This window comes from Thermaerobacter litoralis, assembly GCF_054654595.1.
In genome coordinates this window covers 317,591-330,065 of record NZ_BAAIES010000009.1, presented here as the reverse complement: position 1 = coordinate 330,065, position 12,475 = coordinate 317,591, and the positions used below count along the sequence as shown (strand labels likewise).

Annotated in this window: 10 protein-coding genes and 4 pseudogenes; 7 read left to right on the top strand and 7 right to left on the bottom strand. The window is 63.6% G+C overall.

Annotation, left to right across the window (positions count from 1 at the left end; all coding sequences use genetic code 11):
* Window positions 1–857 precede the first annotated feature (857 nt).
* Window positions 858–1,157: a hypothetical protein gene (locus tag ACYQ02_RS08525; protein WP_460040018.1), complete on the top strand. Its 300-nt coding sequence runs from the start codon at window positions 858–860 to the stop codon at window positions 1,155–1,157.
* A 159-nt stretch (window positions 1,158–1,316) separates the two neighbouring features.
* On the opposite strand, the gene ACYQ02_RS08520 is transcribed toward ACYQ02_RS08525, so the two are convergent.
* Entirely contained in the window at window positions 1,317–1,919 is a 603-nt protein-coding gene (locus ACYQ02_RS08520) for a transposase (RefSeq protein ID WP_460040017.1), read from the bottom strand.
* Between the two features lie 15 nt (window positions 1,920–1,934).
* Window positions 1,935–2,648, bottom strand: a complete 714-nt coding sequence (locus tag ACYQ02_RS08515; protein ID WP_460040016.1) for an IS110 family transposase — start codon at window positions 2,646–2,648, stop codon at window positions 1,935–1,937.
* A gap of 1,750 nt (window positions 2,649–4,398) precedes the next feature.
* Between ACYQ02_RS08515 and ACYQ02_RS08510 the strand changes: the two genes are divergently transcribed.
* Window positions 4,399–4,935, top strand: coding sequence for a hypothetical protein (locus tag ACYQ02_RS08510; protein ID WP_460040015.1), 537 nt, complete (start codon window positions 4,399–4,401; stop codon window positions 4,933–4,935).
* 90 nt (window positions 4,936–5,025) lie between these two features.
* Here the strand turns inward: ACYQ02_RS08510 and ACYQ02_RS08505 are convergent, their stop codons facing one another.
* Window positions 5,026–5,436, bottom strand: coding sequence for a transposase (locus ACYQ02_RS08505; protein ID WP_460040014.1), 411 nt, complete (start codon window positions 5,434–5,436; stop codon window positions 5,026–5,028).
* Window positions 5,433–5,654 (bottom strand): hypothetical protein, encoded by a 222-nt coding sequence (locus ACYQ02_RS08500; protein ID WP_460040013.1) that lies wholly within the window; start codon window positions 5,652–5,654, stop codon window positions 5,433–5,435. The genes ACYQ02_RS08505 and ACYQ02_RS08500 overlap by 4 nt, the downstream gene beginning before the upstream one ends.
* A gap of 183 nt (window positions 5,655–5,837) precedes the next feature.
* Between ACYQ02_RS08500 and istA the strand changes: the two are divergent.
* Both istA and ACYQ02_RS08490 read left to right on the top strand, forming a co-directional pair.
* Window positions 5,838–6,509: pseudogene (gene istA, locus ACYQ02_RS08495) on the top strand (IS21 family transposase); the annotation flags it as partial.
* Window positions 6,510–6,570: 61 nt separating this feature from the next.
* Window positions 6,571–6,720, top strand: a pseudogene (locus tag ACYQ02_RS08490) (ATP-binding protein); the annotation flags it as partial.
* Window positions 6,721–6,774: 54 nt separating this feature from the next.
* Here ACYQ02_RS08490 and ACYQ02_RS08485 read toward each other — a convergent pair.
* Both ACYQ02_RS08485 and ACYQ02_RS08480 read right to left on the bottom strand, forming a co-directional pair.
* Window positions 6,775–8,016, bottom strand: a pseudogene (locus ACYQ02_RS08485) (IS256 family transposase).
* A gap of 131 nt (window positions 8,017–8,147) precedes the next feature.
* A pseudogene (locus ACYQ02_RS08480) lies at window positions 8,148–8,276 on the bottom strand (IS256 family transposase); the annotation flags it as partial.
* 188 nt (window positions 8,277–8,464) lie between these two features.
* Between ACYQ02_RS08480 and ACYQ02_RS08475 the strand changes: the two are divergent.
* On the top strand, window positions 8,465–9,367 hold the full coding sequence (locus tag ACYQ02_RS08475) for a hypothetical protein (protein WP_460040012.1): 903 nt from the start codon (window positions 8,465–8,467) through the stop codon (window positions 9,365–9,367).
* Window positions 9,368–9,417: 50 nt separating this feature from the next.
* Window positions 9,418–10,038 (top strand): hypothetical protein, encoded by a 621-nt coding sequence (locus ACYQ02_RS08470; RefSeq protein WP_460040011.1) that lies wholly within the window; start codon window positions 9,418–9,420, stop codon window positions 10,036–10,038.
* Window positions 10,039–10,049: 11 nt separating this feature from the next.
* On the opposite strand, the gene ACYQ02_RS08465 is transcribed toward ACYQ02_RS08470, so the two are convergent.
* Window positions 10,050–10,778: an alpha-lytic protease prodomain-containing protein gene (locus ACYQ02_RS08465; RefSeq protein WP_460040010.1), complete on the bottom strand. Its 729-nt coding sequence runs from the start codon at window positions 10,776–10,778 to the stop codon at window positions 10,050–10,052.
* Window positions 10,779–11,349: 571 nt separating this feature from the next.
* Here ACYQ02_RS08465 and mmgD point away from each other — a divergent pair.
* Window positions 11,350–12,468 carry a citrate synthase gene (gene mmgD / locus ACYQ02_RS08460; protein WP_460040009.1) on the top strand — a complete coding sequence of 373 codons (1,119 nt, stop codon included), beginning with the start codon at window positions 11,350–11,352 and terminating at the stop codon, window positions 12,466–12,468.
* Window positions 12,469–12,475 lie beyond the last annotated feature (7 nt).

The following is a 12,475-nucleotide window of genomic DNA, read 5'->3' as shown; positions in this document are numbered from 1 at the left end:
CACGGGGGTGACAAGGCGCCAGCCAACCCCTTGCTTAACGGAAAACCCACATAAAGGCCGCCATTGAGCGGTCCTTGCGACGGCAATGACACTGTGTCGGGCCACTGGCCGTTGGGCTGTGCAGCACATCATGATAAAACTCGGACCCAGTGTAATTGCGACCAATGTCACCGGGATTGACGGACGCGTCCGGGAACCAGGTGGTGGCGTACCCCTATTGGCCGTGGGGAGACCTTTGGGGCCAAACGGGGAGCTTTAAGCAACCGTGGCGGTATGCGGGGTATTGTTACGACGAGGAGACGGGGCTGTATTACCTGAACGGCCGATATTAGAGCCCGCGGCTGGGGCGATTTTTGATGAAGACCCCGGTGCTGGAGATTGCGGAGAAGAGCCCGCTTGATCCGTATACGGTGTGCGTCACGTTACGCGCAATGTTAACTACACCCGCGGCACTAATTCCCTATGATTAGGCGTACAATAATCCCACCCTTTATTATATTGAGCCACACGGCAGATTAGCAATATTCCACGGTATATGAGTCTGTGCCGGATTGATGATCAGCCCCTACGGATCGTATGCGGTAAGACGTCGGACTCGTAACGTCAGTCCCGGCGGGTCATTCGGTGCCTACTATCCCCCCTTCGCTTCGGCATTGGCTGTACGCACGTTTTACAGAGACACATCTTCCATTACGGGTTTCGGCGTCACCGTGACCGGCGGTGTTGGATTTGGCGCTCACTGGGGGTTATCGATATCTAGGAGGAGCACGTCGGCGTACGGTGGTTACGGTTTATATTCGCCACAATTTGGTGTATCTGTTTCATACACATGGAGACTGAATAAGAGGTGACCTTGTATGAACCCGACATACATCCTAACAGGGTTAATCGCGATGATAGTATTTGCGGTTACAGTGTTGCTGGTTCTTATGGGATGGCTTCCAGGGGGCGTGATCGGAGTAATGATAATAGCGGGAGGCATCATAAATGTATTCTTTCCAAAATGGCTATACCGTTTTGCTTTTGGGAAAGAGGTTGATCCACCCTGGTTTATTCTGGCGTTATCTTTCCTGGCTGGATCGGGACTAATTGTTTTCGGACTTGCGATTTTAATCGGAAGAATTGAGTTTCCTTCCGGAATATTGTTAACACATTGAGAAAACAACAGTTTACTCGGCAGGTAACCAGCTTCAAAATTTGAGCAGCCGGTACGGCTCCAAGAGCCGACCGAGGACACGCTTGTCAAGGTGCAGACGGCGCGAACTGTGGTAGCTTAACTTTAAAGTTGGGGGCACTCCTACGGGGAGCTGGGTGGCTCAGCCGACCCGAACGTTCTCCCCCGGGTGCCCTTTACGATTGCGGCGGGCGCGCCGTACGGAGTCGGGAACGGTGTACGCCTGTGCCAGGCGCCGAGCCGTTTCCCGGTCTACGGGCGTGCCGTGTGCATCACGCCGGGCGTACAGCCTTCCGTCCCTTCGCACGGCATACAGCCGGTCGGCAAGGTGCACCGCCACGACGCACACGGCCTGCGTGTGGTGATGGCCCTTCTCGACAAGACAGCGCTGATAGATCTGGGCGAGCTGGGGGTCTTGGCGACGTGCCACCTCGGCGGCCAGATACAGCGCCCGTCGCAACCAGGCGGGTCCGGCCTTGGTGCTCCGGGTCCCCTTGGCCCGGAGAATACCCGACTGGTCGACGCGAGGGATGAGGCCCGTATAGGCCCGAAAGGCCTTGCTGCCCGGGAAGCGGTGGGGATCCGGCAACCCGGCCAGCAAGGCGGGAGCCAGCACCTTCCCCACGCCGGGCAGCGACTGGACATGCCCCTCCGGGTCCAGAGCCCGGTAAAGGGCGAGGTTCCGCTGTCGAACCTGCCGCAACTGGGCGATGAGCGTGTCCAGGATGGCGTAATCCTCGGCCACGTCTTGCGTGAGGTCCTAGGCCTTCAGATCGCCGGGTCCCCAGAACGCAGCGGCGGCCTCGTAGCATGCCCAGGGGCGGCGGAACCATCCCTCCGGCACGGGACGGCGCCGGGCACCGGCCACGCGATCCCGGAACGCCTCGGGTCCCATGGCGAGGACCTGCTGCGGGTCGAGGTAGCCGCCGTAGAGCGCCCGCGCCAGGCGGGAGGCGGGGTCCCCGACCAGGGCCGCGAGTCCAGGAACCGCGAGGTCCACCTTGGCGCAGATGGACTGCTTGAGTTCCGCCACCAGCCGCGCCAGCTTGGCCTCCTTTTTCACACCCCGGCGGAGGGCCAGCCAGCGAACGTCCAGGACCTCGGAGGTGAACAAGGCCTTAGGATCGACCAGGGGCATGCGGGCCAGCGTCAGGGCGTCGAGGGGGTCCGTCTTTGCGTGGCGGCGGTAGAAGCGCCGCAGATCGTGCACCTTCTGCGGCGCTACCAGGGCGAACCGGCAGCCGCGCCGCAGGCAGTGCCGTCCGATGGGGATCCACACGGTGCCGGTGGGCTCGGCGACCACCTGCACCTCGGCCTCAGGGAAGCGCTGCCAGAGCTGTTCGAGCAGAGCATCTAGCTCACGCATGTCCGTGCACAGGCGGCGTTCGGGCATGACAACGGTGCCTCGGTCATCGACCACGGCGGAACGGTGTAGCCCCCGAAGGGCGAGGTCGATGCCGAGGTACAGTTTCATGCGGATCCCCCCAAGGCAGTGTGGTGGTGGCCGGAGGGCACTCCGAGGAGGCGAACCTACACCTGCGGTTCATGCGGGTCGGCCCCCTACACGCAGTGGGGGTACCCCATTTCCCAAACCAGGACTCTTCGCCATCCCGGAGGTTAGCCATCCCACCCGCTGGGCCTAAGCCCAATCAGTTTCGTTCCGCGAACCCTCCGGCTAAGACTAGCTTCATCCCTCGGTGGGAGAAGGGGTGCCCCTACGGAAGCTGATACAGGTCAATTCGATCCCGGGTCAGTTTAACATCGGCGATGACACCTCTCGGAAGCGCTTTCTGTCGAAGCATGGGAACGCGTGTCGACAAGTTATCTGCTTCACATAGAAGGCTTCGCCAATTGTGCGGTGAATATCCGTTATGGGGTAAGAAAGACGCCAACCCACGAGGGGGGATCCAGCGGACACTGGTACGGCACCAACTTTTCCTCTTTTGGCGGCAGATACGGTTTGGCGGAAGAAGGGTTCCCGTTCAGCTGTGAGCTCATGCAGTACTACGATTCCCACTGACCGGTCTACCTCCTCGCTCTCATTCTTACGCAGCTGTGAGTAGCTGGCACCTGTTGGCGCGTGTTAAGGGGGTGGGGCACCACGCATCCAGGCCTTATGTATCCTAGCCCGGCGTTTCCCAGGTTGGCGGGTCATTGTAGCTCGCGGTGGTGACATTGTAACGGGCGCCACCTGTTCTCACTCGGGAGGGACTTCCCGTGGCACATCGATTTCTCCGGCTAATGGTCCTTCTGACCATCGGCGCTATTGCGTTGTGTCTCGTGATACCGGTATACGCCAGTCATACACCATCCCCCCCTCCGTGGACTAGTGCATATTACTTGAGCACGGTAAACCAAACGGCAATGTACGATCTCGGTTGTGAATGGGGGACAAAGGACCGAAACACCGACGGAACACAGTACCGGCTCATGATTCTCGCTTATGGCATGCCTAAGTACCAGAACGGCGCATATGGGGCGAGCGCCTTCAATGGCTTCGTATCTACCAGCCAAATTGCCGCCGCAGTTCAGGAACTAGGACGCGGCTATTATGTTTGTACAGGCTATGACACGTCGTCCCAGCTCCAAATCGCCGTTGGCACAAGCAACTACGGCTCGTCCGTAACGTACGGGCATGGACAGGCATGGGCCAACATGGTCAACTCCATCAACGACTGGTTCAAGAGCCGAGGATATAGCTCACAGGTTTATGCAGTAGGCGCAAGCGATATGGAGCTTGGATGGAACAGCCCAAGCGTCACGAAAAATTGGGTCAACGGATACGATTCAGTAAACTTGCATCCTCTCTATAATTTTGGAGATGCAGCGGGGTGCCCCAGCACCGAGACCTCCGGCAACGCGTATTGTTCCAACGGATGGTACCAAGCGGATGTCTACTACATTTCGTGGGCTGCACCCCCCGCAGTGCCGACTCCACAAATCTACCGTAACGATGGCATCCAGGCAAGGCAGTGGTGGTCTATCTCGTTGTATGGCTACAAGTACGGGAGTGGGTCCATGCGCTTCCGTGCATCGCTGACTCAGTACCAAGCGTGCCAACAGAATGGTTGCGATCCGTCGATCGACAATACTCCTGAGCAGGGATGGAAACAGCTGTGGGACGCGCTAAACCACGATAGCCGTACAACGAGTACGGTAACGTACGCCACGGATATCCGGTGGTATCCGTAGGTTGATACGACATCCCAAAGGGGGGCTATGCCTTGCGAAGGTGGATTGGCGTTGCGGCCGCGTTGGTGGTAGTCGGTTCTGCCCTGTTCATCATTCTCTCCAATTCTCGGGCGTCGAGCCCGTGGTGGGCCGATTTGCCGCCAGGAGAGAAGAGGGACCTGTTTGCCCGGCAGGAAGCAGAGCGGTACTCCGTCCCGCCAGCGCCGAAGGATCAGGAGCAGCCCGGGCCCCTGGGGTCGCAGCAGGATCCCCAGCGGCCCGTGGGCGTCATTCCTGAAGGCGAATACCCTGACAGTAGTGTCGTCATTCAAAACCGATGGCAAGGTCCTTTCGGCAATGGCGTCGTTCAAATCTTCGCGGGCGCCACCGCCGATGACCCGTCCCAGGGATTGGTCATTGTTCACTGGCTGGATAAAGACTGGCGCTTTGTCCGCGGCCAAAGGTTCCTGGCTCCAGCGAAGGTCGGGAGCCTTGAAATCGTGGCCGCCAACAACGGTGCGTTTACCCTTCGCAGTTCTAGTGGCAGGACATTGACATTCGATCTTCGGAAACTGTCCTTCGAAGAATAAAACAGAGTTTAGACTAAGACGGCTTGGCGATGGAGAGGCTCGGTCGGTCCGGGCCTCTTTTCTCAGCTCCCTCGAAAATGCGGCGTGGGCTTAGGCGGCGGACATGGGCTTCTCGAGTGTGACCTTGTGACCCAGCGTCTCAAGACGTGCCACGGTCCGCCGGACGGTGGCCTGCTCGTTGAGCCGTTCGAAATGCGCCGCCCCAAGATCGTTATAGCGTGTGCCGTGCTTGATCATGTGGTCGATGATCACCAAGATGCTGTGGGCGACGGCCACTTTGGCACGGTTCTTGCCCCGCCGCGCAGCGAGGCGGCGGAATTGGGCCGCCAAGTAGGTGTCGCGTGTCCGCGCCGCAGCCTGAGCCGCGCGGACCAGGGCCGCCCGTAGATAGGCGTTCCCTTGCCCCGTGTTCCCGCTCCGGCGCTTTCCGGCACTCTGGTTGTTGCCCGGACAGATCTTGGCCCACGAGGCCAGGTGACGATGCGTCGGGAAGCGGCTCATGTCGACGCCATCTCCGCCAGGATCTCCTCGCTTGTGCGCCGGGCCAGGCCATCCAGCGCATCCATCCGCTCCAGGATGGCTTCATAAGGTCGCATGCGCTCAGCGATCTCGCGGTCCAAGGCGGCAATCTGCTCATCCAGGAACTCAACGTGGGCCAGCTGTGCAGCCAGCATCCGCCGTTGGTGCGGGCCGATCCAACCCGTCAGCGCTTGGACCAAGCGCTCCCGCTTGCTCCGCAGGCGACCCCGGGCCAAATCCGCCAGCTTCTCCGCATCGGTTTCTCCGGCAATGTGTCATCGCCGGTGTTAAACTGACCCGGGATCGCCGGGTAAGAATTGACCCACCCCCCAGCAAAGACACCTTCCGAATCCAGCCACGGAGCGGGAGGTGTCCTCGGCAACATGCTGGGAGGTGGGAAGGTGAAACGCCTATACGAGCTTCATGGCGAGGGCCGGTCCATCCGGGAGATCGCACGAATCCTCGGGATCTCCCGGAACACGGTGCGGCGGTACTTGCGTGCCACCGAGGTGCCCAAGCCGGCCCCTCGGGCGGCCCGCGGCTCCAAGCTCGACCCCTACAAGGAGTTTATCCTGCAACGGGTGGCGGAGGGAGTGGAAAACTGCGTCGTCCTTCTTCGCGAGCTGCGGACCCAGGGTTACGAGGGGGGCTACACCATCCTCAAGGAGTTCGTCCGGCCCCTGCGTCGCCCCCGCTCCATGCCGGGCACCGTCCGGTTCGAGACGCAGCCGGGCCAGCAGGCGCAAGTGGATTGGGGCAGCTGTGCCTATACGCTGCCGGACGGCACGGACCGGCGAAAGTGGGTCTTCGCGATGGTGCTCAGCTGGTCCCGGGCCCTGTACGTGGAGTTTGTCGACCGGGCCGACACCGCGGCGTTCATCCGGTGCCATCTGAACGCGTTCCGGTACTTCGGCGGGGTACCGGAAACGTGCCTGTACGACCGGACCAAGCTGGTGGTGTTGGGGCTGGACGAGAACGGCGAGCCCAAGTGGAATGAACGCTTTGTGGACTTTGCCCTGCGGCTGGGTTTTGCCATCCGGCACTGCCAGGGCTACCGCCCCCAGACCAAGGGCCGGGTGGAAAGCGGCATCAAGTACGTCAAGGGCAACTTCACTGGCGCATTTGCCCTTTCACCGCACCCTGGAGCAGTTCGACTTCGGGTTCCAGCCCTCCGTCGACGAGCGCCAGATTCGCGAGCTGGCTACCCTCGCCTTCGTCGCCGACGCCGCCAATGTGATCTTCCTCGGACCACCAGGCGTGGGCAAAAGGTCACGTCCCGTCAAGAGGTGTAAAATTTCTCCCCCCTTCGGGTTGGATGAATCACACAGCCAGCGCCTTCAGTGCCGTCCTGTCGCCGGATCGCTGAGAGCCCTCGCGGGGTGGGTTCGCATCGATCTTGGCCATGGACTCCAGGCTGAAGTACCGCCTGGACACCAGCCACTCATCCTGCTGCTCCTCCAGAAGAGCCCCCAGCAGCCGCAGGGCCGCGGCCACGTTCGGGAAGATCCCCACCACGTCGCAGCGCCGGGCCAGTTCCCGATTCAGCCGCTCCAGAACGTTCGTCGAGTGGATCCGGCGCTAGTGCTCGGCCGGGAACGACAGGTAGGCCAGCACGTCCTCCATCGCGTCACGGAGCAGAGCAGCAGCTTGCGGGAATCGACGGTCCAGGTTGGCGGCCACCTGTTCGAGCTGCTCCCGGGTGGATGCCAGGTCGGGCTGGGCGAAGATCGTCCGCACCTGGGCCGCCACCATCGGCTGGGCGTGCTTGGGCACCCGGGCCAGCAGGTTCCGCATGAAGTGCACGCGGCACCGCTGCCAGCTGGCGCCCGCCAGCACCTCGCTGATTGCGCGCTTGAGTCCCTCGTGAGCATCCGAGATGACCAGGCGAACGCCCTTGAGCCCTCGGGCCACCAGGCTGCGGAGAAACGCGAGCCAGAACTCGTACGTCTCGGCCGCTCCCACGTCAAAGCCCAGCACCTCGCGCTCGCCGGTTCGCTTCACCCCCACAGCGATGACCGCCGCCATGTTGACCACGCGGTGGTCCTGCCGCACCTTGATCGGCTTGGCATCCAGCCATAGGTAGGGGTACTCGCCCTCCAGGGGGCGGTTCCGGAAACGCTCCATCTGTTCGTCCAGTTCCGCACAAAGCCGGGAGACTTCACTTTTGCTGATGCCGTCCAGGCCCAACGCCCGGACCAGGTCGTCGACCTTCCGAGTGCTGACGCCCTGCACATACGCTTCCTGCACCACGGCGACCAGGGCCCGTTCTGCCCGCCGGCGGGGCTCGAGCAGGCTGGGGAAGTCGCTGCCTTGGAGAAGTTTGGGGATCCGCAGCTCGATAGTCCCCACGCGGGTGTCCCAGGGCCGCGAGCGATAGCCGTTCCGGTACGTCTTGCGCGTTTCCGTGCGTTCGTACCGCTGAGCGCCGATCAGCTCACTGACCTCGAGCTCCATGAGCTGCTGAGCCAGCCAGCGCAATCCTTCCCGCAGGGCATCGACTTCCGGCTCCCCCTGGTATTTGCGCAAAAGCTCGAGAAGTGCCATCTTGAACTCAGCGGTCACCGGTGAGCGGACCTCCCTTCGCGCTGTTTTGCGTCCAACCCGAAGGGGAGCCGCCGGTGGCCTTTCTTGTCAAGCGCCACCAGACCCGGGCCTTACAGCCCGGCGATTTCCACCACCACCTGGGACACTAACGTTTCGGTGCGCTCGGCCCGTTCGGCGCCCACAAGCTCGCTCACTTCAAGCTCCATGAGCTCTTGGACCAGCCAGCGCAGCCCTTCGCGCAAGGCATCGGCTTCCGGTTTGCCTTGATGTTTGCGCAGAAGCTCGAATCATGCCATCCTCAAGTCAGTGGTCGCTGGTGGGTGCCCTCCCCTCGTGCGGTCTCGTTCAACCCGAAGGGGAGCCACCGGTGACCTGTTTGTAAATGTTCAGCAGGACCGGCCGGTCCGGCCACAAACTCTTCCACCACCACCTGGGACTCTAGCACCGTAGACGCAGAGGTGGCACCGTGCCTGACACACCGGCCGCGACCGCTGGGCCACGGATCACCGTGGCGCTACTTCCCACCTTGCACCGGCTACACCTGGAGCCGGCCTTTGCCCATTACGACTTCACGGTGATCCGTCGCATCATCCTTGCGTTCGGGCCGGATGCCATCTGTGGCGAGGTGCGGCCCATCGACTGGCAACGGACCGCGGGCGGCACGCGCCCCGGTTACTGCGGGCCTTTGGAATACCGGCGGCTCATCTTGCCCCTGTGCCGTGAGAGGGGAATCCCTTTTCACCCCATCGATGATTACACGGACGAACCCGACGCCGGTTCGGGTGAACGAGCCGGTCCGGCGCACCCTGGTGATCCGAAGCCGGAGCCGCGGCCGGTGGGCGGCGGGGGCATGCCCTTGGCTTCTGTGGCCAGGCCGCCTGTGCCGGCGGCTTGGCAGACCGCCGCGGAGGCGACGTTGCAGGACGTGACCCAGACCTTTCTCCAGTGGATCGGGCGTCGCGAGCTGGGACTTCGGGCCATCTTCGATCAGGGGGTGATGGACCTTATCCGGGCCAAGCACCGACTGCAACTCCAACTGGACGCCACGGAAGAGATTCGAACCTGGTCGGTGCGGAACATCCGCATGGCGGCAAACATTCTCGCCGCCTGCGCTTCGCTTCTTCGTGCCAGCAACCATGCCAGCACCCGCCACCTGAGGCGGCGGGTGCTGGTGACCGTCGGTTGGAGCACGTGCCCTTCCTATGGGATCTTTTGCAAGCCAGTGACGCCGTGGACCTCTGGCCGGTGGACTGGCCGCTCCACCTGGTCCAGGACCGGCTGGAGCCTACCGTCCCGTCCGAATAATGGGTCCAATGAAGCCCTCACCCAGGACCAAGTCAAGCTGCGCGGATTTCCAGGCAACGCGTGACCCAGGTATCCGTTGGTGTATTGGGGCTGCGTCATAAGGAGGGAACTGTGTTGCAGCACCTCCGCACCGGTCGGCGTGTATACGGGAAAGACGCCTTGACGGTCGCGATCGCGTCCATGCAACTCCTTGCGCTAATCCTGGGAGGATGTGCAGGTCAGGCCGGCCAAGCTGAGACAAAGGCCGGCACCGCATCACTTCCAAGCGACATCTTTCCACCGCCGGTTCCGGCCCAGCATGACGGGTTTTCTCTCGCCGCCGCGTGCCCCAATCCTGCCGGACTCGAACGCGTAAGCCATGCCGATGTTTCCGACCTGATCGATTCCGTTTCGGATCACCTGATGGCTATAGCTCGAGGCGACAAGGACGCAGCCCGCAAGACGGCGGACCAGTCGTTTTGGCCGATCCTCGATTCCATGCTGGCCAATCAGAACCATGCCGCCGATGAAGCCGAGGGTCTGGACAAGAGCCGCGTCGCGGAATTCGGCCCTGCGAGCGAGGCACCGCATACGGAACTCATCCGAAACCACTGCGGTGAGGATACGCTAGAGGCCAGCTGGTGGATTCAAACGCTTCCTCGCGAGGCCGATGGAGCCACCGCCTCGATGTCGCTACGGGGGAACTTCTACCTCATCCGCCGCAATGGCCACTGGTTGGTGTGGGGGGCCGAATGACGCAGCGGCAATTATCGCAACAGCGCAACCAGCGCCGCCCACCACCGGCTGAGGGTCGCGAGCAGACCGGCCCACCACCCTTCCGCAGGGGCTGGGGCGCCGTTCCCGGGAGCGGGCTCCCAGGTGGTCGCCGCACCCGAGTCCGCGGCCCCCGGAGCCGGCGCGACGGTGGCGGCTGGACCGCCCTCGGCCCCAAGAAGCTGGGCGGGCTGGGCGGCCACCACCTCGATGGCGTCCGCCCCGGGAAGGCTCTGGATCGCGGCCCGGGCTTCGGCGACGGAGCTCGAGACCCCCAGCGTCACCCGGTTCGTCCGAACGTCCACCCCGGTCCACACCACTTCGACTCCCTGGGCCTGCAGGCGGGCCATGTTTTGGTTCAGCGTCGCCTGCACTTGCTCGAGTTCCCTCAGCGTGTACTGGCCTTCCTCGAACCGCAGCTGGTGTCCAGCGAGGCGATCCCGCAGCGCCTGCTCACCGGCGGGGTCGAGGGGTCGCGTCAGCACGACCACCACCGCCGCTTGGCCGTTGCCCGCCTCTTCCACGTAGAGGCCACCGAACCGGTCGGCGAAGCGCTCCCGGAGGTAGGCTTCCGCGGCCTGAACGTCGTCCGGCGCGACCACCCAGGACACGGGTCGATCCGGGGAGCCGGCGGGTTCCGGGGGCTTCCCCGGAGCGCCACGTCCCGTGGAAGCCTGGAGGGCACCTGCGAACCCGGCCATGGCCACGGTCAACAAGGCCACCCATCCCACCACCCATCCCACGCGCCGCACTGCTGCCCGGGCTCGACGGCCTTTTGCACGGGGACCCCGCGTTCGTCGCCCGCTCCCCGTCACCCCTCGGCTGTCCCTCCCCGTCACCTTGATTGGGATCATCGGCCGGCCCAAGGATCCTCCATCTGCGAACAGCAAAGTCCTCGCCTCCTCCAGATTCGGTTTGCCCGGGAGTCCGCCCTTGACACCTTCGCGTCCGCCCCTGCATCGGTCTGGACGGTCCTGCCCTTCGACTGCCCCTCTGGAATTCCGCTTGGAGGCGGCCTTGAGAGTCGGGTTTGAAGCGGCCTTGACGGTCGAGACAGCCTGACTCCCCCTGGCACCGTGACCCTTTGAACGCTCCTCCTCCGGTGTACCGTCGCCCTTTGGACGCCGCCGCGCCGAACGGGGTTCCCGCGACCGCCGGCGTCGGTGCGATTGCATCGTTCGGGCCTGGCAGGAGGTCGGGGCTCCTTTCGGGTAGGAATCCAAGGGCAATTCGGTGGCTCGGGCGCGGTTCCGGCCGCGCGCCCGCTGATCATCCTCCCAAAGGGGTGGCGTCATGGAGAACCAGGAGTATCGCCCCGGCCTCGAGGGCGTGATCGCCGCCGAGACCCGCATCTCCTACCTCGACGTGGAGAACGAGGAGATCGTGGTCCGCGGCTACAACCTGCTCGACCTCATCACCCAGAAGACCTACGTGGACGTGCTCGGCCTGCTGATCAACGAGCGGCTGCCCGACGAGGCCGAGCGCAAGGACCTGGAGCGGCAGCTCCTCGCCGCCGAGGTCCCCCAGGCCGTGTGGGACATCCTCGCCAAGCTGCCGGCGTCGATGCACGCAATGGACCGGCTGCGCACCGCCGTCTCGGCCCTGGCCGGGTTCGACCCCGAGGCCGACTCGCCGGACCCCGAGGCCGAGCGGGCCAAGGGCGTCCGCCTGGTGGGCCAGGTTTCCACCATCGTGGCCAACCTGACCCGGGTGGCCCAGGGGGGGAAGCCGGTTCTTCCCGATCCCCAGCTGGGCTTCGCCGAGAACTTCGTGTACATGATCACCGGCCGCCGGCCGGACCCCGCCGGGGCCCGGGCCTTCGACCAGGCGCTGATCGCCTACAGCGAGCACGAGATGCCCAACTCCACTTTCACGGCGCGGATCATCGCCTCGACCCTGTCCGACGTGTACGGCGCCCTGACGGGGGCGGTGGCGTCCTTGAAGGGGCCCCTGCACGGCGGCGCCAACGAGGCCGTGGCCCACATGATGCTGGAGGCCGGCGACGTGGAGGGCCTCGACCGCCTGATCCGCGAGAAGCTGGCCCGCAAGGAGCGCATCATGGGCTTCGGGCACCGGGTCTACATGCGCAAGTTCGACCCGCGGGCCTGGATCCTCAAGCAGACCCTGGCCCGGCTGGTGGACGAACGCGGCGACGAGGAGGGCCGCCGCTGGGTGGCCATGTGCCAGCGGGGCGAGGACATCATGCGGGAGGAGAAGGGCCTCTACCCGAACCTGGACTACTACGCCGCGCCGATCTACTACGTGCTCGGCATCCCCATCGAGCTGTACACGCCCATCTTCTTCGCCGCGCGGACGGCGGGCCTGGTGGCCCACGTGGTGGAGCAGCACGCGGAGAACCGGCTCTTCCGGCCGCGGGTACGCTATCTGGGGCCGCGGGGGCTCAAGGCCTGAGCGGTCG